Origin of the sequence: Curtobacterium sp. NPDC087080, from assembly GCF_044745105.1 — a bacterium.
In the GTDB taxonomy this organism is placed as follows: domain Bacteria; phylum Actinomycetota; class Actinomycetes; order Actinomycetales; family Microbacteriaceae; genus Curtobacterium.
Genome location: NZ_JBIUZP010000003.1, coordinates 406565 through 427511 on the forward strand (window position 1 = coordinate 406565; position 20947 = coordinate 427511).

Below are 20947 nucleotides of genomic sequence, written 5' to 3' on the forward strand. Positions count from 1 at the left end.
GCGCGGTCAGCGCGCGGCGGGTCCCGCCTGCTCCGCGATCCGCGTGACGGTCCCGGCGTCGAGCGCGAAGGCGAGCGCGTCGCGGTCCGGGTCCGGGACGCGCACCGGCGTCGACCAGACGGAGCCGTCGGCACCGACGTCGACGATCAGTGCGCCGTGGGCGACGTGGGCGGACTCCTCGTCGTACGGGCCGACGACGTCCGTGTCGTTGGCGACGCCGGGCGCGACGAGCACCGGGACGCCGGCGAGCGAGCCGACGGCGTGGTGGTGCTGGTGGCCGCCGAGGACGACCCGGACGTCGGAGCCGTCGAGGACCTCCGCGAGGTCCTCGGGGTCCTGCAGGCGGAGGGCCTCGTGCAGGAGCGTCGGCGAGGGGACCGGCGGGTGGTGGAGCACGACGACCGTGCCGTGCGGCACGGGCTCGCCGGCCAGCGCCGTGCGGAGTCGCTCGAGCGCGGTGTCGCCCAGCGCGCCGTAGCCCGCTCCGGGGACGCTCGTGTCGACCGTCACCACGCGGAAGCCCGCGACGACGGACTGACCGGAGACCGGCACGGACGGCGGCGAGTACTCCATCGTGTGCGCGAGCGGGGTGCCACCCTCGCCCAGGACGTGGCCGTTCGCGAGGACCTGGCGGAAGCCCTCGCGGAGGTCGTGGTTGCCGGGCACCAGCACGAGCGCTGCCCCGTGACGCTCGGCCCACGCGCCGATGCGCTCGCGGGCGGTGCGGTACGACTCGGGGCTGCCGTCCTCGGAGACGTCCCCCGAGACCACGACCAGGCCGACACCGGGGACGCCGTCGACGTGTGCGAGCACCGCGTCGAGGGCCGCCGTCGTGTCGACGGACCCCTGGTGCAGGGCGCCGTCGCCGGTCACGTGGGTGTCGGACAGGTGGAGGATCCGGAGGCTCCCGGCTGCTGGCGGCTGCATGCGGCTCACGGTAGCCGCGGTGGTGATCCGGGGTCTGGACGGCGGGTTAGCGTTGCCTGGTGACCGACGCTCCGATCGACCTGCGCTCCGACACCGTGACCCGCCCCACGCCCGCGATGCGCCGGGCGATGGCCGAGGCCGAGGTCGGTGACGACGTCTTCGGCGAGGACCCGGAGACGAACGCCCTCGAGCGCGAGGTCGCGGACCTGCTCGGGCACGAAGCGGGGCTGTTCACCCCGACCGGCTCGATGGCGAACCAGCTCGGCCTGCGGCTGCACGTCGCACCGGGCGAGGAGCTCCTGGCGGACGTCCGGGCGCACGTCGTCCGCGCCGAGCTCGGGGCCGCGGCGGTGTTCTCCGGCATCACGACGCGCACGTGGCCCTCGGAGCGCGGGCGACTCGTCGCGGCGGCGGTCGCCGAGGTGGCGGAGCCGAACGCCGGCGCGTACAGCGTGTCGACGACGGCGATCGCGATCGAGAACACGCACAACTTCGGTGGCGGCACGGTCCAGCCCGTCGACGAGGTCCGCGCCGTGCAGGCCTTCGCGCGGGAGCACGGCATCGCGGTGCACCTCGACGGCGCCCGGCTGTGGAACGCGCACGTCGCGTCCGGGGTCCCGCTCCGCGAGCTCGCCGCCGGCTTCGACACCGTGTCGATCTGCCTGTCGAAGGGCCTCGGGGCGCCGGTCGGCTCGGTGCTCGTCGGCTTCCGGGAGCACGTCGACGCGGCCCGGATCTGGCGGAAGCGCTACGGCGGGGGCATGCGGCAGACCGGGTTCCTGGCCGCCGCCGGTCGGTACGCGCTCCGGCACCACGTCGACCGGCTCGCCGAGGACCACGCGAACGCGCGGGTGCTCGCGGCGGCGCTCGACGTCGACCCGGCGACGGTTGACACGAACATCGTCTTCGCCCAGGTGCCCGATCCCGCAGCGTTCGTGGCCGCGGCCGCAGACCAGGGCGTCCGGGTGATGCAGCTCGGCCCGAGGAGCGTCCGGCTCGTGACGCACCTCGACGTCAGCGGCGAGCAGACCGCTCGTGCCGCCGAGGTCCTGGCGTCACTCCCCCGCTGAGGACGTTCCGCGTCCTCGAGCCGCTCAGTCGCACATCCAGCGCGAGCCGAACGCGTCGTGGACCCGGCGCAGCGCCTCCGGAGTGCCCCACTCTCGCACGTCGACGCAACCCGGACCGGCCTGCGCTGCGACGACGCCGAACCGCCCGACACCGCTGTACGAGTACCGGACGTCCGACGAACCCGCCTGCGAACCGGCGCCGATCGACTCCTCCGGCAACTGCAGCTGACCGCCGTCGGGGAAGACGAGCACCTGACCGACGGGCTCGCACGCCGGCAGGTCGTCGGACGCGAGCGCGGCGACCGGCACGGGCGCTGCGTGGTCGCACGCCGGGAGCGGGACCGCGTCGCTGCCCGTCAGCGTGAGGACGCCCTCCTGCGGGCCGACGGCGACGCATCCGGTGAGCACCGCCGCGAGCACGCCGAGGACCGCGGGGACGAGGACGGGTCGGTTCGTCACGTGCCCAGTCTGGCGCGGAACACGCCGCGGCGTCAGCGGTCAGGTCGCCAGGGCGGAGGTCTCCGCCGGCAGCGGGAACGTCAGCGGGTCGGCGTGCACGAGGTCGAGCGCACGCGCGACGGCACCGAGCACGACGACGTCGCCGCCGAGGCGGGAGGCCACGACCTCGGGCGTCGGGTCGTACTCCCCGGTCGCCAGGCGCTCGCGTGCACGCTCGATCACCGGCGCTGCTGCATCGGCGATCGCCCCGGCGACGACCACGCGGTCGATGTCGAGCAGGCTCGCGAGCAGGACGCAGACCCGGGCGAGCCGGTCCCCCAGCCGGTCGACGACCTCGAGCGCGACGGGGTCGAGCAGCGCTGCGGCGGCGAACACCGCCTCGGCCCCGGGCTCCTCGTCCCCGCCGAGCAGGGACGCCGGCTCGACGAGCCCCTCGGCGCGGGCCTCGCGGACGAGCTCGCGGGCGGTCCGACCGATGCCGTTCGACGAGGACACCCCCTCGACCAGGTCGAGCACCCGGAGCTCGCCCGCACCGCCCCGGGCACCGCGGAGCAGCACGCCGTCGACGACCAGGCCGGCACCGAAGCGCTCACCGGAGAGCAGCGCGGCGAAGGACGCGTCACCGGAGGAGGGTCGCTCGGCCAGCGCCGCAGCGTTCGCGTCGTTCTCCACGACCACGACACCGTGGGGGACCACGTCGGCGAAGCCCGGGTTCATGCTGTCCCAGAACCCGCCGTCGCGGGGCGACGCGCCGAGCGAGTCCACGGGGGCCGGGATGCCCACGACCGTCACGAGCACGCGGGCCGGGTCGACGTCGGCCACGGCGAGCGCTTCCGTGATCGTCTCGGTCGTCACCCGGAGTCGGACGGGCACGTCGAGTCCCGATTCCCCGAGCGCGCCCTCGGTCCGGGCGAGCACCGTGCCGCGGAGGTCCGCGACGAGCGCCGTGACGCGGTGCTGTCCCGCGTCGACACCGACGACGACGCCGGCGTCGGCGTCGAGCTCGTAGCGTCGCGCGGGTCGGCCCTTCCGGTACTCCCCCGCCGCGCGGGCGTCGTCGAGGTCGCGGAGCCAGCCGAGCCGGACGAGTTCCGCACACGCGGCGAGCACGGTCGACCGGGTCAGCCCCGTCGCCTCGATCGCCTCGGTCGCCGTGAAGGCCCCGGACACCGGGTCGAGGGCGAACGCCAGGACCGTCTCGGCGCTGGTGGCGCGGGGGGTCACACGGCGTTGCGGCATGCGCCGACCCTACCGCCCGAAGACTTGCTTGCGCGATTAGATTTTCTGCGTATATTTACTCTCGCGAGCCGACACCGACGCCGGCACGCGAGCCGGAACGGCAGGGACGCCGGGTCCGGACGGACGGAGACGACGTGCAAGCACACGCCACCACCAGGAGCGCGGCCGGGGTCACCCGCCGTGGGTTCCTGCTCGGTGCGGGCGGCATCGGCGCGGGCCTGGCACTCGCCGGGTGTGCCCCGCTCGGAGGATCGAGCAGCCGGCCCGAGACCATCACCTTCTACGTGTCGAAGCCCGAGGTCATCGGGTACTTCGACGACGTCATCGCGAAGTTCCACGACAGCCAGTCGAAGATCCGCGTGGTCCGCGACTCGACGTCGAACATGTCCGCGAACTTCGTCCGGAACCGACCGCCGGACCTCGGGTGCCTGAACTACAACTACGCGATGGTGTCGTTCGTCGAGCACGGTGCCCTGACCGACCTGTCCGACCTGCCCGAGAAGGACACGGTCAACCCCGACCTGTGGCCGCTGATGCAGCAGACCGCGGACTACCCGGGTCGGACGAGCGTCCTGCCGTACTCGGTCACCGCCGCGTCCGTCATCTACGACAAGCAGCTGTTCGCCCAGCAGGGCCTCGAGGTGCCGACGACCTGGAGCGCGTTCACCGACGTGTGCAAGCGACTCGTCGCGGCCGGGATCACCCCGATGTTCGGCACCTACAAGGACAACTGGACCATCGCCCAGGGCATGTTCGACTACTCGGTCGGCGGCATGCTCGACGTGCCGGCGACCTTCGCGGCACTCGACAGCGAGGGCACCTCGGTCGGCAAGGGGTCGAAGGTGTCGTTCGAGAAGGACTTCGCCGCTCCGGTCGGACGCATGGTGGACCTGCTGCAGTGGCACCAGGAGGGTGCGGCCAGTCGGGGCTACGGCGACGGCAACCTGGCGTTCGCACAGGGGAAGGCCGCGATGTACCTGCAGGGCCCGTGGGCGCTCGGCGAGATCGCGAAGACGAACCCCGACATGGACCTCGGCACGTTCCCGTTCCCCGCGACCGACGACCCCGCCGACAACAAGGTGCGCGTCAACGTCGACCTCGGGCTGTGGATCCCGGAGGCATCCCGGAAGCAGGAGGCCGCCCGCGAGTTCCTGTCCTTCCTGATGAGCCCGGCGATCAGCGACCAGTACAACGCCGACAACAACGGCTTCGGCGTCCGCAAGGACTCCCCGCCGGTGGCGAACCCCGCGCTCAGCGGCATGCAGGACTCGTACGACCGCGCCGCGTTCTACCTCGGCGCCTCGCAGCTCATCCCCGCCGAGATCCCGGTGGCGAACTACCTGCAGTCCATCGCCTTCGGCGGTGCGCCCGAACCGCAACTCCGCACCCTCGACGGCGACTGGGCGCGGCTCGCGCTCCGGTCGGCCGCGTAAGGAGACGACCTTGGCCACCACGACCACCGAATCGACCACGACGGCGGACCGCCGCCGACGGGGCGGAGCCGCACCGCGCCTCCAGGCCGGCAGCCGCGGACGCGGGAAGCGCGTCGACCCGCTCTTCCTCGTGTTCCTCGTCCCCACGCTCGTGCTCTTCACGCTCGCCATCACGCTCCCCGCGGTGATGGGCATCGTGCTGAGCTTCACGAACTCCGTCGGCTTCGGCGAGTTCCGGTTCACCGGCCTGACGAACTACGTCGCGGTGTTCTCCGACCCCGCGATCCTGCAGGCGTACCTGTTCACCATCGGCTTCTCCCTCGTCACCGTGCTCCTGGTGAACGCGGTCGCGTTCCTGCTCGCGATCGCGCTGACGTCGAAGATCCGCGGCAAGATCGCCCTGCGCGCGGTCTTCGTGCTGCCGATGGTGATCTCCGGCATCGTCATCGCCTACGTGTTCTCGTTCCTCTTCGCGAACAGCCTGCCGGCGCTCGCGTCGGCGCTCGGCTTCGCCCCGCTCGAGCAGAGCATCCTGGCGAACTCCGACCTGGCTTGGGTCGCGATCGTCGTCGTCACCGCGTGGCAGGCGATCCCGTCGACGCTCCTCATCTACATCGCCGGCGTCCTGTCGATCCCCGGCGAGGTCTACGAGGCGGCGTCGCTCGACGGCGCCAGCGCGTGGCGGCAGCTCGTCTCGATCACGGCACCGCTGACGGCGGGCTACATCCTCATCAACCTGGTGATCGGGTTCAAGAACTTCCTGAACTCGTACGACATCATCGTCGGCCTGACCGACGGCGGCCCGGGCACCTCGACCACGTCGGTCGCGATGTCGATCTTCAAGGGCTTCAGCGGCGGCGACTACGCGTACCAGATGGCGAACGCGACGATCTTCTTCGTGATCGCCGTGGTCATCGCCGTGATCCAGCTGCGGGCGACCCGCGGGAAGGCTGCGCTCTGATGACCATGCAAGCACCCCTCCGCCCGGGCACGACGGCCACCGGCAGCATCCGGTCCGTCGACGCCGACCGCACCGCCGGACGTCGCGGCGAGCGCTTCAACTGGCCGGTCACGATCGTCCTCGCGCTGTGCACGCTGTCGGTCCTCGTCCCGCTGTACGTCACCGTGACGATGGCGTTCAAGACGACGTCGCAGGCCGTGGACGGCAACGCGTTCTCGCTGCCCGCGCCGTTCAGCGTCGACGGCTTCGTGCAGGCCTGGGAGCTGACGGACTTCCCGCGGGCGTTCGGCGTCTCCGTGCTCATCGCGGCGATCACCGTCGTCGGGACGATCCTGCTCGCGTCGTTCACCGCGTACGCCATCGCCCGGAACTGGGAGCGCCGGTTCTTCCGCTGGTCGTTCTTCTACCTGCTCGCCGCGATGTTCCTGCCGTTCCCGGTGCTCGCGCTGTCGCAGGTGAAGCTCACCGGTCTCGCCGGACTGGACAACCCGTTCGGCGTCGCGATCCTGCACGTCATGTTCCAGCTGTCGTTCAGCGTGCTGCTCTTCACCGCGTTCCTGCGCTCGATCCCGGCGGAGCTGGAGGAGAGTGCACGCATCGACGGTGCGAGCACGGGGCAGGTGTTCTGGCGACTGGTGTTCCCGCTCCTCGCACCGATGAGCGCCACCGTCGGCATCTTCGCGTTCCTCGCGTCCTGGAACGACTTCGTGATGCCGTCGCTGATCACCTCCGACCCGGCACTGCAGACCCTGCCGGTGCTGCAGCAGATGTTCCAGACGCAGTTCAGCAACAACTACAACGTGTCGTTCGCCTCGTACCTGATGGCCATGGCACCGGCGATCCTCGTCTACCTGGTCACCCAGCGATGGGTGATGGCCGGTGTGACCCAGGGCGCGATCAAGTGACGACCGCGACCGACGACACGACCACCACCACCACCCGCACGACCAACGAAAGGCCCGACGTGACCGACACGCTCGTCCAGCCCGCAGCATCCACCGACGCCGAGACCTGGTGGCGCCAGGCGAGCGTCTACCAGGTCTACCCGCGCTCGTTCGCCGATGCGGACGGCGACGGGATCGGTGACCTGCGCGGTGTGACCTCGCGCGTGCCGTACCTCGCCTCGCTCGGCATCGAGGCCGTCTGGCTCAGCCCGTTCTACCCGTCCGCGCTGGCCGACGGCGGCTACGACGTCGACGACTACCGCGACGTCGACCCGCGCCTGGGCACCCTCGCCGACTTCGACGACATGGTCGAGGCCCTGCACGGCGCCGGCATCCGCGTGATCGTCGACATCGTGCCGAACCACACGAGCGACCGGCACGAGTGGTTCCGCGAGGCCCTGGCGTCGCCGAAGGGCAGCCCGGCTCGCGACCGCTACGTCTTCCGTGACGGCACCGGTCCCGACGGGTCCGAGGCGCCGGCCGACTGGGTGTCGATCTTCGGCGGCCCGGCGTGGACCGCAGTGGGCGACGGCCAGTGGTACCTGCACAACTTCGCGAAGGAGCAGCCCGACCTGAACTGGGCGAACCGCGAGGTGCGCGACGACTTCCTGCACACGCTGCGCTTCTGGTCGGACCGCGGGGTCGACGGCTTCCGCATCGACGTCGCGCACGGCCTGGCGAAGGACCTGCCCGCGGGCGAGCTGCCCACCTGGGCCGAGGTCCTGGCGGCGCCGAAGGACGGGTCGCACATCCTCTGGGACCGCGACGACGTGCACGAGATCTACGCCGAGTGGCGGAAGGTCTTCGACGAGTACACCCCGGCCCGCACCGCGGTCGCCGAGGCGTGGGTCGCCGCGGACCGCCGCGCCCGGTACGCGAGTGCCGAGGGGCTCGGGCAGGCGTTCAACTTCGACCTGCTCGAGGCCGACTTCGACGCCCAGCAGTTCCGCACGATCATCGAGTTCAACCTCGGCCTCGCCGAGCAGTCCGGTTCGTCGACCACGTGGGTGTTCTCGAACCACGACGTCGTCCGGCACGCCACCCGCTACGCACTCCCCGCCCGCGACGGCGACGAGCAGAAGCAGGGGTCGGCGTGGCTGCTCGCCGGAGGCGACCAGGCGGCGCTCGACCGTTCGCTCGGCCTCCGACGCGCCCAGGCGGCGACGCTCCTCGAGCTCGCACTGCCCGGCTCGGCCTACCTGTACCAGGGCGAGGAGCTCGGGCTGCACGAGGTGGGCGACATCCCGGACGCCGACCGCCAGGACCCGGCGTTCTTCCGGAACCCGGGCATCGACGTCGGCCGTGACGGCTGCCGCGTCCCGATCCCGTGGACGCGACAGGGGTCGTCGTTCGGCTTCGGCGAGGGCGGCTCCCACCTGCCGCAGCCGGCGTGGTTCGCCGAGTCGTCGGTCGAGGCGGAGGACGCCGACCCCGACTCGACGCTGAACCTGTACCGGAAGGCCCTGGGTCTGCGCGGCCAGCTGCAGTCCGAGGAGCACCTCGAGTGGCTGGAGACCGGCCGCGACGACGTGCTCGCGTTCCGCCGGCCGAACGGGTGGACGAGCGTCACGGTGTTCGGCGACGAGCCCTACGCACTCCCCGCCGGCGAGCTGCTGCTCGCCTCCGCGCCGGTGGCAGACGGCGCACTGTCGGGCGTGGGGACCGCCTGGTTGCGTTCCTGACGCAGCCCGATGGCGGTCTGGAGGCGCGGTGCGGGCAGGCACCGCGCCTCCAGTCCGTCAGGGGTTCACCCCGCGTGCCTGGCGGAATCGGGCGTACCTGGCCGAAACGGGCGTACCTGGTCGAACCGTTCGACCAGGTACGCCCGTTCTCGCTTTCCATCGCAGGCGTTATGGGAAGGAACGGGCGCGCTGAACTCGCGGTGGCGGTCGGTAGGGTCGGCACCATGAGCGGTGCGGCCATCAGCGTGCGGGACTTCGTCATGCGCTTCGGTGACCGGGACGTCGTCGACGGGCTGTCGTTCGACGTCGCCCCCGGCGAGACGTTCGGGCTGCTCGGCAGCAACGGCTCCGGCAAGACGACCACGATCCGGGCGCTCCTCGGCATCACGACGCCGACCTCCGGCACGCTGCACATCGACGGGTCGCCCTACCGTCCGGCGACCGGAGGGATCGGCTACCTGCCCGAGGAACGCGGGCTCTACCGCAAGGAATCCGTGCTCGACGTCATGACCTACTTCGGCACGCTGCGGGGGTTGCGCCGCTCGGAGGCCGCCGCCTGGAGCACCGAGTACCTGGCGCGCGTCGGGCTCGCGGACCGCGCGAAGCTCCGCGTCGACAAGCTGTCCGGCGGGCAGCAGCAGAAGGTGCAGCTCGGGATCACGATCATGGACCGCCCGCGCCTGCTCATCCTCGACGAACCGACGAAGGGCCTCGACCCGGTCAACCGTCGGCTGCTGCTCGACCTGGTGGACGAACGGAAGGCGGACGGCGCGACCGTGGTCCTCGTGACGCACCACATGGACGAGGTCGAGCGGCTCTGCGACCGGATCCTGCTGCTCAAGGACGGTCGGGCGGCCGCGTACGGCAGCATCCCCGACGTGCAGGACGCCTTCGGTGGTGCCGTCGCCCGGGTGCAGCTCACCGGCTCGGTCCCCCGCTCCCCGCTGTACGAGCTGGCCCGGCACGAGGGGCACGTCGCGCACCTCGTGCCCACGGCGGACGCGGCGGTCGACGGGTCGGACGTCCTCGCCTCGCTCGTCGCGGCCGGGGTGCACGTCACCGGGTTCGAGATGCGACGGATCCCGCTCGACGAGATCTTCGTCCAGGTCTACGGCCACGACGCCGGTGAGGACCGGTCCGCGGACGGCCCGACGACGACCACGGGCACCGCGCGCGGGGCAGCCGCGTGAGCCGGCTCGGGACGGTCGTCCGCTTCGAGTTCGTGCGCGCGATCAAGAAGCCCACGTTCTGGATCGGCACGCTCGCGCTGCCGATCGTGGTCGTCCTGGTCTCGGTGCTCGTCGGCATCGGACAGGCGGCCGGCTCCGACTCGATCTCGGCGAGCACGTCGGCGGCGAAGACACCGTTCCGGTACGTCGACCACTCCGGTCTGGTGTCGGCCAGGATCGCCGCGGAGTGGGGCGGCTCGCCCTCCGACGACCCGGCAGCCGACCGGGCGGCAGTCCGGGCGGGGACGCTCGAACTGTTCGTCGAGTACCCCGAGAAGCCCTCGTCGCAGTCGGTCCGGCTGGACGCCGCCGACCGCGGACTGTTCGAGAACGGCGGCTACTCGACGCTCGCCGAACGCGTGCTCGAGCGGAGCGTCGCGGACTCGGTGGGCGACGACGAAGCCGTCGCGCTCCTCCGAGCACCGCCGTCCACCGACCTGACCACGTACGCGGACGGCCGGGTGGCGCCGGGCTGGTTGTCGATCGTGCCGCCCCTGCTGTTCCCGCTCGCGTTCTTCGGGATCGTGATCCTGCTCGCGACCCGGATGGTGACGGTGGTGGTCGAGGAGAAGGAGAACCGCATCTCCGAGATGATCCTGACCACGGTGACGGCCGGTGACCTGATCCGGGGCAAGGTCCTCGCCATGCTGCTCGTCGGGCTCGTGCAGGTCGGGGTCGTCGTCCTGCCGGGGCTCGCGGTGGCACTGGCTGCACTGCCCCTGGTCGCCTCGCGGCTCGGCGGTCTGACGGTGGACCCGTGGCGGATGGTCGTCGGGGCCCTGCTGCTCGTCGGCGGGGTGCTGCTCGCCTGTGGCCTCTTCGTCGCCGTTGGAGCCGCCGTGCCCTCGATCAAGGACGCCTCGACGCTGCAGTCCGCCGCGATCTTCGCCCTGATCATCCCCCTCTACGCGGCGTTCTTCGTGATGACGACGCCCTCGTCACCGGTGGCGGCGTTCTTCACGTGGTTCCCGACCTTCACGCCGATCACGGCGATGGTCCGGAACGCGGTCGGGTCGCTGTCCGTCGCCGAGTCGGTCGTCTGCATCGTCGAGGTGTTCGCCGTCGCCGCACTGCTGCTCTGGTTCGCCGAGTACCTGTTCCGCCACTCGGTCGCGCAGTACGGGTCGAAGGTCAGCCTGAAGCAGATCGCCGGGTGGCGGAAGGGCCGGCCCCGGACCCGCTGAAGCGGGCGCGACCCGCTGAAGCAGGCGCGACCCGCTGAAGCAGGCTCAGCCACGGACGAGCGCCGCGGGCTCAGCCGCGGACTCAGCCGAGGACGAGCGCCGCGTCGAGGTCCCAGGCCACGGGTTCGGGCTGGCGCCACCCGTGCCGGAGCGTGTGCACGGCGCGGTCGTACTCGACCAGCACGTCGAGGTACGGCCGGACGAGCATCTGCACCTGCAGCCCCTCGTGGACGGCGAGCAGCTGGGTGGCCGCCTGGTGCGCCGGGATCCCGATGGTCTCGACGCCGGTGGCGACGTCACGCTGCAGCCCGACGGTCAGCTCCTCGACGTACTCCTCGAACCGCTTGCGGAAGAAGCCGGCGAAGTCACGCTCCGAGGCGGCGAGGGGCAGCACGCCGGCGAGCAACCGGACGAGGCCGGGGTCGGCGACGTCCTCGGCCAGGGTCATCCGCACGTGGTCGATCGTGCACCGCGGCACGGACGAGCGTCGGGAGCCGCGGAGCTGCAGCCAGCGGTCGTACGCGACCAGGAGCAGTCCGTCCCAGGTCGGGAAGAGCCGGTCGACGACGGTGCGGTCCACGCCACACGTCTCGGTGACCGTGCCGGCGTCGACCTCGTGGAACGGGTGCAGCCGGAAGGCCCGGATCGCTCCGCGCACGATCCGCTCGGCCGATGACGCGTCGTCCTCGACGCGCCCGCCGTGCATGTCTGCCATCCCGACATTCCATCGCACCGGTGACACGGTGTCCCCACCCAGTGCGGGGGCCAGTCGACAGGTGTCGCACCGGTCGAGTGCGTCAGCCCACCGTCACCGGCGCGGCCGAGGGCTTCCGCCCCTGCTGCATCCAGACGAAGAACCCGGTCAGGGTGAACACCCCGTAGAACACGTACATGAGGCCGGACGCGTAGTACCCGGCCGAGAAGAGCAGCGGCACACCGACCAGGTCGACCGCGACCCAGACGAGCCAGAACTCGACCCACCCCTTCGCCATGCCGTAGGTCGCCAGCACGGACCCGACGAAGATCCAGGCGTCGCTCCACACCGGTTCGTACGAACCGAGGGCGCGGAACACCGGGGTCAGGACGGCGGTGCCGCCGACCAGCGCCAGCACCAGCAGACCGCGGGTCGACCAGGAGGCCCACCGCGGCTCCACGACGGTCGTCGCCTCGTCCGCACGGTGCGTCCACCGGTACCACCCGTAGACGCTGACCGCGATGAACATGACCTGTCGGCCGGCCTGGCCGAGCAGGTTCACCGGGTTCGGGGTGTCGAAGAGCGCCCCCATGAAGACCGTGAAGAGCAGGGCGTTCCCGAGGATCCCCACCGGCCAGGCCCAGACCTTGCGGCGCATCCCGCCGAGCGCGCTGAGCAACCCGAACACGTTGCCGATCACCTCGCGCCAGAGCACCGTCTGGTCACCGATGACGAGCTGCGCGTCGAACAACCACCGCACGATGCCCATGGGCCCTCCTCGTTCCAAGACCGTGCAACCGTACGGGCAGCAGACGCATTCCACCGGCCGCGAGACCCCGCGTGACGCGCCGGGCTAGGCTCGGGCACCGTGACGGACGGGGTCGTGCAGGACGCGGTGCAGCGCACCCGCGCTGCCCTCGACGAGGCTGCGGCCTGCCTCCGGGGAGCCGGCGTCCGCGACGAGGCCCTCGGCGAGTACGTCGAGCCGCGCGCCGTCCTCGGCATCCGGCGGGAGCCGACGATCCGCTCCCTCGGCCGGGTGTGGCGCGTCGGTGCGCTGCTGCTCGGGTCCTCCCCCGAGACGGCGGGTCGGGTCTGGGCGACCGGCCGGATCACCCGGGTGACCGATCCGGGTCGTCAGCAGTTCGTCTCGGTCTCCGCCGAGGTGCGTCGCGCGTACCGGGCCGCCGCGGCGAAGGGGCACTTCGCCGCGGGCGACACCGTCAACCACGGCGCGGTACCCGTCCCGCTCGACGACTCGCTCGTCGGCGCCGACGGCGTGCTCGCCGTGGTCGACGGCGAACCGGTCGTCCGCTGGTCCCCCACAGCCGGGACCGCCGTGCCGCTCGAGGACTACCTGCGCGACCGGGTCGCCCTGCTCGTGGACCCGCCGAGGGGCGCGACCGACTGAGCCGCGGGCCCGGTGCGACGACGGGCAGGGGGTCAGACGGCGTCGGACCCGGATCCCTCGCGTTCCGCCACCACGCGGTCGAGCCACTCCGCGAGGACGGCACGCTCGCCCACCGACAGTCGGTCGAGTCCGTCGACGCCGGCCCGCAGGGTCAACGCCGCCGTGCGGAGCGGCCGGGCGGCACCGGGGACGACGTCGCGCTCCGGGACCACGACCTGTGTCTCGAGTGCGGCCCACATCGCGTCCGCCAGGGCCGGGTCGCGCGCACCCTCCGGTTCCGCCAGGATCGCGAGCACGGCTCCGGTACCGGCGGCGTGCACCAGCCGGACCGCCTCCGCCTCGCGGACGAGCAGGCGTCCGGCCGCGGCGACCCGTCGCAGTCGCTCCTCGAGCACCTGCAACCCGGCGGCGACCGCGGGTGAGTCCCGCCCACGGCGCGGGTCGCTCATGATGACGAACAGGTCGGGGTTCGCGAGGCCGAAGGCGATGGTCGCGTCCCACCCAGCCCGGAGCGCCTCGACCGGGTCGGTCCCGTCCGCACCTGCAGCGTCGGCCACCGCTGCCTTCTCGGCGCTGAACACCGTCATGGTGTGCTCGGCGACCGCGTCGAGCAGTCCGTCCTTGTCGCCGAAGAGCCGGTAGATGGTGGGCGCCTGCACACCTGCCCGCGCAGCGACCGCTCGGGTCGTCACCGCATCGACGCCGTCGTGCAGCAGGTCGGCTGCGGCGAGCACGATGCGGTCGCGGACGTCTCGGCGGGCGTCGGACTCCGGCGCGGTGTTGCTCACGGAGCAACGCTAACAGGTGCTTGCTTCCAGCGGAAACCAGCGTTACCGTTCTGATGTTTCCACCGATAACAGGAATGAGCACGCCATGATCACGATCACCGGGGCGACCGGTGCCCTCAACGGCGCCACCGCCGACCACCTCCTCCGACACGTACCGGCCTCCGAACTCGTCGTCGTGACCCGGGACCCCGCCCGCGCAGCGCGGTTCGCCGAGCGCGGCGTGACGGTCCGGCAGGGTGACTACGACGACCAGGGGGCACTCACCGCCGCCTTCGCCGACACGGACCGCCTGCTGCTCGTCTCGTCGAACGACCCCACCGGGGACACCGTCCGGCAGCACCGGAACGCCGTGCAGGCAGCGACCGATGCCGGCGTCGGACACGTCTTCTACACGAGCCACCAGGGCGCGGGGGCCGGATCGCCGTTCGTCCCCGCACAGCACCACGCGGCCACCGAGGACCTGCTCGCCGACGCAGGCCTCCGGTGGACCGCGCTCCGGAACGGGTTCTACGCGCACAGCCTCCAGTGGTTGCTCGGGCCGTGGGCGGAGACGGGGACGGTCGCCCTGCCGGCGGACGGCCCGGTCTCGTGGACCGCTCGCGAGGACGCCGCCGAGGCCGCCGCCGCCCTGCTGCTGCAGGAGACCCCTCCCGAGGGGCCGGTGACCATCACCGCACCCGCCGCACCGACCTTCGCCGAGCTGACGGACCGGCTGGCCGAGCGGGTCGGACACGACGTCCGCTTCACGCTCGTCGACCCGCATCGCTGGGTCGAGGGGGCGGTCGGGGCCGGGCAGGACGAGCGCATGGTCCGGTTCCTGCTCGGCATGCACCAGGCCGCGGGCGCAGGGTGGTTCGCCGGCGCGGACCCGACGCTCCGGACGCTGCTCGGACGCGAGCCGCGGTCGGTGGACGATGCGCTCGGCGCCGTCGTGGCTGCCGCTTCCGCATCCGCTTCCCGCTGAGCTGAGTCCGCCGAACCCGACGGACGGCCAGCCGGCTGACGAGCGCGAGTCCGTCGGCCGACCGGCGTCAGCGTCGTGACGGAGCGGCGACCCACTCGTCGAACGACGGCCCGACCACCTCCGTGCCCGCACCCGGCAGGAGCGCACCGTCTCGGAACGCGCGCCCGAGACGCCCGGGGAGGCGGAGCGACAGCGCGCGGACCCCGGGACCGGGCAACGCCCTGGTCATCTCGAGCAGTGTCGTGCGCTCCGGACCGCCGACCTCGACCCGCCGCTCGGCGCGGTCACGCGAGACGACGTCCGCCACGACGGCGGCCACCGCGGTCAGTGCCACGGGAGCGATCGTCATCGCCGGGACCAGCGCGACGCGACCGACACCGAACCGCTCGGCGTTCTGCTCCGCGAACTCGTGCCACTGCGTCGAACGGACCACGGTCAGCGGGGCGCCCGTCGTCAGCGCGGCGCGCTCCTGCGCGGCCTTGCCGGCGAAGTAGCCGTACCCCTGCACTTCCGGCCGCTCGCACCCGACGATCGACAGCAGGACGTGCCGCGCGCCGACCACCGCTGCAGCGGACCCGATCGCGGTGGTCGACCGGACGAAGAAGTCCGTGGCACGCCGACGGCTCGTCGTGAAGCGACCCGTGGCCTCGACCACGACGTCGGCGCCGGTGAGCGCGGACACGACGTCGTCGCGCAGGACGTCGAGGCCCGTCCTCCGGGACGACAGCTGCACCGCCCACCCGCGCGCTGCGATCGCCGCTCCGATCGCTCGACCCGATGCTCCCCCGCCGATGACGACTGCGCGCACGACACCCTCCCGATCGTTCCTCTACAGATGTAGAGAACAGTACGATGGTCGAGCCGGGAGGGGAAGCCATGGGACGACGCGAGGACCTCGCCGACGCAGCGGTCCGCCTCGTGGCGCGCGGGGGTGCGCGATCGCTCACGCACCGTGGTGTCGACACCGAGGCAGGCGTCCCACCCGGGTCGACGACGTACTACGCGTCCACCCGACGCGCCCTGCTCGCGCTGGTCGCGGCACGGATCACCGAGCAGCTGGCGGCGGACGTCGCCGGGCTCCGACTGCCGGAGGACCCGGACGACGCCGCGGTCGTGGCCGTGGCGACGGGGTTCCTCGACGCACTGGCCGCCCGCAGCGACGCACAGGCCGCGCGGCTGGCACTCCTCGTCGAGCTGCGGGACGACACCGAGCTCCGCGCTCCCCTGACCGGGGCGGACCCGGTGCGCGACGAGCTCGTCCGTGCAGCTCGAGCCCTGCTCGACGGCATCGGCGTCGTCGATCCGGATGCGACTGCACCGGACCTCGTGGGGGTCGTCGACGCCCTGCTGCTCTACCGCGTCGGCACGGTCGCCACGGTCGACTCCACCGCGGTGCTCACGGCCTACGTCGCCGGACTCGAGCGACGCTGATCCCCAGGACGGTCAGGTCGCGAGTCGGCCCGTCACCGCTGCGCGCCGCATCGCGTCGCGGCCGTCGTCGAGCGCACCACGACTGACGGACCACAGCGCCGACTCCACGAGCCGCGCCGTGCACCAGGCGGCAACCCGGTCCCCGGGCTCGCCGGTCGCGTCCGCGAGCACGGCGACGCGCTGTCGGACGGCGCGCAGGGGGTCGTCCGCGCGGAACGGGTCGTCGACCTGCACGAGCAACGGGCACAGGTCGTACGCGGGATCGCCGACCATCGGCTTCGGGTCGATGACGAGCCACGGCTCCCGCCGGGCGGCGAGCACGTTGCCCGGGTTCGCGTCCCCGTGCACGACCACCGACCGCGAAGCCCCGCTCGGCAGGGTGCGGAGCAGGTCGGTGCCGCGGCGCACGAGTCCGGGGTCGAACGGAGGCGCGAGCTCGCGCATCCGGGCATCGGCGAGCGCCGCCCACTCTGCGGCGACGTCGGCGACCGACTCGAACGGGTGGTCGTCCGGGACCCCGGTCGCCCAGAGCCGGGTGAGCAGGCCGGCCGCGGTGCGGAGGCAGTCCGCGGCCGGCAGGTCGTCGCGCTCCACGAGTCGGGTGCCGGGGTCGCAGTGCTCGAGCAGCAGCACGAAGGGGTCGTCGGGGTCGACGGCGAGCAGGCCGACCGCACCGGCGCCGTCCCACCACGCGAGCGCTGCGGCCTCGTGCTCGGCCTCACGGTGCGGGAGGGACAGCTTGAGGACGGCGTCGCCACCGTCGGGCAGTCGCACGGGCACGACGTGCGAGACGCTGCCGCCGGTGTACGGCTCGCCGGGGCGCAGGCCCCAGCGCTCGACCGCGCGGGCGAGCAGGCGCGGGACGGACGCACGCCAGTCCGGCTCGGTCGGCCACATGCGCGCAGCGTACCGACCACCGCACCGGGAGCGGCGAGGCGGGCGCGGTCCGGGCCTCCCGACCGACCCCCGAACGGGGTACGCGCTTGTCCGCCGCAGCACCGACTGCCGCGGCGCCGAAGCGGGTCTACCGTCTGTTGCGGGCGGCAACGGGGCCGCCCGCAGACGAATCGAGCATCATGCAACGACGGATGAGCACGCTCCTCGCGACGATCACGGCGGTCGGCCTGGTCGGCGCCCTGACCCCTGCCCTGCAGGCACATGCAGCCGTCCCGACCAGCGACACCCCGGACTTCGGGAGCAGCGTCAAGGTCTACGACCAGTCCACCCCGACGTCGACGATCCAGGCCGACGTCGACGCGGCGTTCTCCTCGCAGCTCCGCAGCACCAGCGCGCAGTTCGGCTCGCAGCGGTACGCCTTCCTGTTCAAGCCGGGCAGCTACGGTCGGGTCTGGGCGAACCTCGGCTTCTACACCTCGGTGGCCGGTCTCGGGAAGAACCCCGACGACGTGACGATCTCCGGCGCGCTCAACGTCGACTCCGGCTGGAACGCCGGCGACGAGAAGAACGCGACGCAGAACTTCTGGCGGTCGGCGGAGAACCTGTCGGTGGTGCCCGAGGGCGGGACCGATCGGTGGGCGGTGTCGCAGGCCGCACCGATGCGGCGGGTCCACGTGAAGGGGAACCTGACGATGGGGCCGTCGAACCAGGACGGCGGGCAGGGGTACTCGTCCGGTGGTTACATAGCCGACTCGAAGGTCGACGGTACGGTCACGAGCGGGTCGCAGCAGCAGTGGTACACGCGGAACTCGACGCTCGGCAGCTGGCAGGGCGGCAACTGGAACATGGTGTTCTCGGGCGTGCAGGGCGCGCCGGCGAACGACTTCTCGAAGAGCTTCACGACGCTGTCGACCACCCCGGTGACGCGGGAGAAGCCGTACCTGTACGTCGACTCGTCGAACCGGTACCACGTGTTCGTGCCGTCGCTGCGGACGAACTCCGCAGGGGTGACGTGGCCCAACACGCCGGGGACGGACATCCCGATGCGCAACTTCTACGTCGCGCACCCCGGTGACAGCGCGGCGACGATCAACAGCGCACTCGCGCAGGGGCTCAACCTGTTCTTCACTCCGGGCACGTACCAGCTGAACGCCGCGCTGAACGTCACACGTCCGGACACCGTCGTCACGGGCATCGGTTTCCCGACGCTCGTGCCGACCGCCGGCAACGCGGTGCTCACCACCGCCGACGTCTCCGGGGTGAACGTGTCGAACCTGGTCTTGGACGCGGGGACGCAGAACAGCGCGCAGCTCGTCCGACTCGGCACCAGCGGGTCGCACGCCGACCACGCTGCCGATCCGCAGAGCATCCAGGACGTGTTCTTCCGTGTCGGGTCGAGCATCCAGGGCAAGGCGTCCACGACGCTGCAGGTCAACGCGGACGACACGCTGGTCGACCACATCTGGGCGTGGCGGGCCGACCACGGCGGAGCAGCGACGGGGTGGAACGTCAACACCGGCGCCCGGGACGTCGAGGTGAACGGGGACGACGTGCTCGCCACGGGGCTGTTCGTCGAGCACTACCAGCAGTACGAGGTGCTGTGGAACGGCAACCGGGGTCGGACGATCTTCTTCCAGAACGAGATGCCGTACGACGTGCCGGACAACGCCTCGTGGCAGAGCCCGACCGGGGCCGGCTACGCGGCGTACAAGGTCGCGTCGGGCGTGACGAACCACGAGATCTGGGGCGGTGGCGTGTACTGCTTCTTCAACACGAACCCCTCCGTCCACGCCGACCGGGCGTTCGAGACCCCGACGGGGTCGGGCATCCGGGCGCACGGGCTCGTGACGGTGTCGCTCGGGGACACCGGCACGATCTCGAGCGTCATCAACGGGGCCGGCGGGGCGGTGCCGACGCCGGCGGGCAACACGGCACCGAACCGGCTCGCGTCGTACAACTGACGCGGCCGTCCGGCCGCCCCGGGGCCGTCGACGACACCGGTCGTCGGCGGCCCCCGGTCGTCGGGGCACACGTCCCGTCAGCCGGTCGTCACACGCCGTCGGTACCGTCCGGGCATGGCATCCGACCGCACCAGGCTCGTCCTCCCCGGACAGTACGGACCGCTGTTCGACGACGGTGGCCCCGCACTCGTGGTCGAGGCCCGCGAGTTCTTCACCGCCCGACCGGTGCACCGTGCGAAGGCGCACCTCTGGTTGAGCGCCCTCCGGCACCGCGTGCGCGAGCTCGGCGACCGGGCCGAGCACGTGCAGGTCGCGACCCTGGAGGACGCCCTGGTCGGACGCGACGACCTCGACGTGGTCGACCCGCCGTCACGCACCCTCCGCGCGCAGGTCCGGCACTGGGGCCGCGGTACCGAGGTCCTGCCGAGCCGCGGGTTCATCACCGACGAGGCCGAGTTCGCCGAGTGGGCCGCCGAGCGCACGGGGCGCTTCCGCATGGAGACCCACTACGAGCGGGTCCGCCGCCGCGAGGGCTGGCTGATGCACTCGGACCAGCCCGTCGGCGGGAAGTTCAGCCTCGACGACCAGAACCGCGAACCCCCGCCCAGGGGCGCGACGACGCTCGGGCTGCCGGAGCCCTGGTGGCCGACCGAGGACGACATCGACGACGAGGTCCGCCACGACCTCGACCGCTGGGAACGCGACGGCCACGTCCGGTTCGTCGGCCGGGACGACACCCGCCGCTTCGCGGTCACCGCCGACGAGGCCCGACAGGCCCTCGACGACTTCGTGCAGGTCCGGCTCGGGGACTTCGGGCCGTTCGAGGACGCCACGCTGACGAACGACTGGACGATGGCGCACTCGCTGCTCAGCGTCCCGATGAACCTCGGCGTGCTCGACCCGTTCGAGGTCGTCGAGGCAGCCCTCACCGCCCACCGCGACCACGACGCGCCGCTCGCGAGCGTCGAGGGCTTCGTCCGCCAGGTCGCCGGCTGGCGCGACTACGTCTGGCACCTCTACTGGTGGTTCGGCGACGACTACGGCGCAGACGAGAACGCTCTCGGCGCACACGAGCGGCTCCCCCGCTGGTGGCAGGAGCTGGACGCGTCGGAGATCGACGCGGTCTGCCTGTCCACGGCGATGGAGGGGCTGCACGACCACGGCTGGCTGCACCACATCCAACGGCTCATGGTGCTCGGCAACTGGGCGTTGCAGCGCGGGTACGACCCGGTGCACCTGACCGAGTGGTTCACCGACGTGTTCGTCGACGGCACCGACTGGGTGATGCCGGCGAACATCATCGGGATGTCGCAGCACGCCGACGGCGGCATGGTCGCGACGAAGCCGTACGCGTCCGGCGGGCGGTACATCGACCGGATGTCCGACCACTGCGGCGGGTGCCGCTACGACCCGACGAAGCGGCTCGGCGAGGACGCCTGCCCCTTCACGGCGGGCTACTGGGCCTTCCTGTCGCGCACGGAGCCCGCGCTGCGCGACAACAACCGGATGGCGCGGCCGCTGCAGCAGATGCGGAAGCTGGCGGATCTCGACGAGGTGGTGGCGCAGGAGGCGCGACGCGGCACGCCCTGACCGGCCACGGTCGGTCGGGTGGCCACGAGGCGGACGGGAGGCTCGGTGCGACGCCGCCACGTGCCTCCCGTCCGTCCTCCGTC

General features: G+C 72.2%; 20 protein-coding genes. 12 read left to right on the forward strand and 8 right to left on the reverse strand.

The window, feature by feature from the left end; all coding sequences use genetic code 11:
- Positions 1–6: 6 nt before the first annotated feature.
- Positions 7–927 carry a metallophosphoesterase gene (locus tag ACIPEQ_RS10245; RefSeq protein ID WP_402715052.1) on the reverse strand — a complete coding sequence of 307 codons (921 nt, stop codon included), beginning with the start codon at positions 925–927 and terminating at the stop codon, positions 7–9.
- Between the two features lie 59 nt (positions 928–986).
- Here ACIPEQ_RS10245 and ACIPEQ_RS10250 point away from each other — a divergent pair, with 59 nt between their 5' ends.
- A complete protein-coding gene (locus ACIPEQ_RS10250; RefSeq protein ID WP_402715053.1) occupies positions 987–1997 on the forward strand; it encodes a threonine aldolase family protein in 1011 nt (336 codons plus the stop codon).
- Between the two features lie 24 nt (positions 1998–2021).
- On the opposite strand, the gene ACIPEQ_RS10255 is transcribed toward ACIPEQ_RS10250, so the two are convergent.
- On the reverse strand, positions 2022–2456 hold the full coding sequence (locus ACIPEQ_RS10255; RefSeq protein ID WP_402715054.1) for a hypothetical protein: 435 nt from the start codon (positions 2454–2456) through the stop codon (positions 2022–2024).
- A gap of 39 nt (positions 2457–2495) precedes the next feature.
- Positions 2496–3695, reverse strand: coding sequence for an ROK family protein (locus ACIPEQ_RS10260; RefSeq protein ID WP_402715055.1), 1200 nt, complete (start codon positions 3693–3695; stop codon positions 2496–2498).
- A gap of 134 nt (positions 3696–3829) precedes the next feature.
- On the opposite strand from ACIPEQ_RS10260, the gene ACIPEQ_RS10265 reads away from it, so the two are divergent.
- The 6 genes from ACIPEQ_RS10265 to ACIPEQ_RS10290 all read left to right on the forward strand — a co-directional run bounded on the left by ACIPEQ_RS10265 (position 3830) and on the right by ACIPEQ_RS10290 (position 11128).
- The gene (locus ACIPEQ_RS10265) at positions 3830–5128 is read left to right on the forward strand and encodes an ABC transporter substrate-binding protein (RefSeq protein ID WP_402715056.1); all 1299 of its coding nucleotides are present in this window, start codon (positions 3830–3832) and stop codon (positions 5126–5128) included.
- A gap of 10 nt (positions 5129–5138) precedes the next feature.
- Entirely contained in the window at positions 5139–6089 is a 951-nt protein-coding gene (locus tag ACIPEQ_RS10270; RefSeq protein ID WP_402715057.1) for a carbohydrate ABC transporter permease, read from the forward strand.
- Positions 6089–6994, forward strand: a complete 906-nt coding sequence (locus tag ACIPEQ_RS10275) for a carbohydrate ABC transporter permease (protein ID WP_174234680.1) — start codon at positions 6089–6091, stop codon at positions 6992–6994. Before ACIPEQ_RS10270 ends, ACIPEQ_RS10275 begins: the two co-directional genes overlap by 1 nt.
- A 59-nt stretch (positions 6995–7053) precedes the next feature.
- The gene (locus tag ACIPEQ_RS10280; RefSeq protein WP_402715256.1) at positions 7054–8715 is read left to right on the forward strand and encodes a glycoside hydrolase family 13 protein; all 1662 of its coding nucleotides are present in this window, start codon (positions 7054–7056) and stop codon (positions 8713–8715) included.
- A gap of 224 nt (positions 8716–8939) precedes the next feature.
- Positions 8940–9905: an ABC transporter ATP-binding protein gene (locus ACIPEQ_RS10285; protein WP_402715058.1), complete on the forward strand. Its 966-nt coding sequence runs from the start codon at positions 8940–8942 to the stop codon at positions 9903–9905.
- A complete protein-coding gene (locus tag ACIPEQ_RS10290) occupies positions 9902–11128 on the forward strand; it encodes an ABC transporter permease (RefSeq protein ID WP_402715059.1) in 1227 nt (408 codons plus the stop codon). The genes ACIPEQ_RS10285 and ACIPEQ_RS10290 overlap by 4 nt, the downstream gene beginning before the upstream one ends.
- Before the next feature lie 82 nt (positions 11129–11210).
- Here ACIPEQ_RS10290 and ACIPEQ_RS10295 read toward each other — a convergent pair whose 3' ends face one another.
- Positions 11211–11843, reverse strand: a complete 633-nt coding sequence (locus ACIPEQ_RS10295) for a TetR/AcrR family transcriptional regulator (protein ID WP_250367928.1) — start codon at positions 11841–11843, stop codon at positions 11211–11213.
- Between the two features lie 82 nt (positions 11844–11925).
- A complete protein-coding gene (pnuC, locus tag ACIPEQ_RS10300; RefSeq protein WP_126890539.1) occupies positions 11926–12591 on the reverse strand; it encodes a nicotinamide riboside transporter PnuC in 666 nt (221 codons plus the stop codon).
- 99 nt (positions 12592–12690) lie between these two features.
- Between pnuC and ACIPEQ_RS10305 the strand changes: the two genes are divergently transcribed.
- Complete coding sequence (locus ACIPEQ_RS10305; RefSeq protein ID WP_402715060.1) at positions 12691–13233, forward strand: hypothetical protein; 543 nt, start codon at positions 12691–12693, stop codon at positions 13231–13233.
- A gap of 32 nt (positions 13234–13265) precedes the next feature.
- On the opposite strand, the gene ACIPEQ_RS10310 is transcribed toward ACIPEQ_RS10305, so the two are convergent.
- On the reverse strand, positions 13266–14021 hold the full coding sequence (locus ACIPEQ_RS10310) for a TetR/AcrR family transcriptional regulator (protein ID WP_402715061.1): 756 nt from the start codon (positions 14019–14021) through the stop codon (positions 13266–13268).
- An 85-nt stretch (positions 14022–14106) separates the two neighbouring features.
- Between ACIPEQ_RS10310 and ACIPEQ_RS10315 the strand changes: the two genes are divergently transcribed.
- Positions 14107–14985, forward strand: coding sequence for an NAD(P)H-binding protein (locus ACIPEQ_RS10315; protein WP_402715062.1), 879 nt, complete (start codon positions 14107–14109; stop codon positions 14983–14985).
- A gap of 67 nt (positions 14986–15052) precedes the next feature.
- Here the strand turns inward: ACIPEQ_RS10315 and ACIPEQ_RS10320 are convergent, their stop codons facing one another.
- Positions 15053–15793, reverse strand: a complete 741-nt coding sequence (locus ACIPEQ_RS10320; protein WP_402715063.1) for a hypothetical protein — start codon at positions 15791–15793, stop codon at positions 15053–15055.
- 68 nt (positions 15794–15861) lie between these two features.
- Between ACIPEQ_RS10320 and ACIPEQ_RS10325 the strand changes: the two genes are divergently transcribed.
- A complete protein-coding gene (locus ACIPEQ_RS10325; protein WP_402715064.1) occupies positions 15862–16416 on the forward strand; it encodes a TetR/AcrR family transcriptional regulator in 555 nt (184 codons plus the stop codon).
- 12 nt (positions 16417–16428) lie between these two features.
- On the opposite strand, the gene ACIPEQ_RS10330 is transcribed toward ACIPEQ_RS10325, so the two are convergent.
- Positions 16429–17313 carry an aminoglycoside phosphotransferase family protein gene (locus ACIPEQ_RS10330; RefSeq protein ID WP_402715065.1) on the reverse strand — a complete coding sequence of 295 codons (885 nt, stop codon included), beginning with the start codon at positions 17311–17313 and terminating at the stop codon, positions 16429–16431.
- Between the two features lie 191 nt (positions 17314–17504).
- On the opposite strand from ACIPEQ_RS10330, the gene ACIPEQ_RS10335 reads away from it, so the two are divergent.
- On the forward strand, positions 17505–19274 hold the full coding sequence (locus tag ACIPEQ_RS10335) for a hypothetical protein (RefSeq protein ID WP_402715066.1): 1770 nt from the start codon (positions 17505–17507) through the stop codon (positions 19272–19274).
- A gap of 114 nt (positions 19275–19388) precedes the next feature.
- Positions 19389–20864 carry a cryptochrome/photolyase family protein gene (locus ACIPEQ_RS10340; protein WP_402715067.1) on the forward strand — a complete coding sequence of 492 codons (1476 nt, stop codon included), beginning with the start codon at positions 19389–19391 and terminating at the stop codon, positions 20862–20864.
- The last annotated feature ends 83 nt before the right edge of the window (positions 20865–20947 follow it).

Bases quoted from the DNA above. Each gene is read 5' to 3' on its own strand.
- ACIPEQ_RS10335 (WP_402715066.1), top strand. From the start codon at position 17,505: ATGAGCACGCTCCTCGCGACGATCACGGCGGTCGGCCTGGTCGGCGCC.
- ACIPEQ_RS10325 (WP_402715064.1), top strand. From the start codon at position 15,862: ATGGGACGACGCGAGGACCTCGCCGACGCAGCGGTCCGCCTCGTGGCG.
- ACIPEQ_RS10275 (WP_174234680.1), top strand. From the start codon at position 6,089: ATGACCATGCAAGCACCCCTCCGCCCGGGCACGACGGCCACCGGCAGC.
- ACIPEQ_RS10330 (WP_402715065.1), bottom strand. From the start codon at position 17,313: ATGTGGCCGACCGAGCCGGACTGGCGTGCGTCCGTCCCGCGCCTGCTC.
- ACIPEQ_RS10295 (WP_250367928.1), bottom strand. From the start codon at position 11,843: ATGGCAGACATGCACGGCGGGCGCGTCGAGGACGACGCGTCATCGGCC.
- ACIPEQ_RS10260 (WP_402715055.1), bottom strand. From the start codon at position 3,695: ATGCCGCAACGCCGTGTGACCCCCCGCGCCACCAGCGCCGAGACGGTC.
- ACIPEQ_RS10285 (WP_402715058.1), top strand. From the start codon at position 8,940: ATGAGCGGTGCGGCCATCAGCGTGCGGGACTTCGTCATGCGCTTCGGT.
- ACIPEQ_RS10315 (WP_402715062.1), top strand. From the start codon at position 14,107: ATGATCACGATCACCGGGGCGACCGGTGCCCTCAACGGCGCCACCGCC.
- ACIPEQ_RS10340 (WP_402715067.1), top strand. From the start codon at position 19,389: ATGGCATCCGACCGCACCAGGCTCGTCCTCCCCGGACAGTACGGACCG.
- pnuC (WP_126890539.1), bottom strand. From the start codon at position 12,591: ATGGGCATCGTGCGGTGGTTGTTCGACGCGCAGCTCGTCATCGGTGAC.
- ACIPEQ_RS10245 (WP_402715052.1), bottom strand. From the start codon at position 927: ATGCAGCCGCCAGCAGCCGGGAGCCTCCGGATCCTCCACCTGTCCGAC.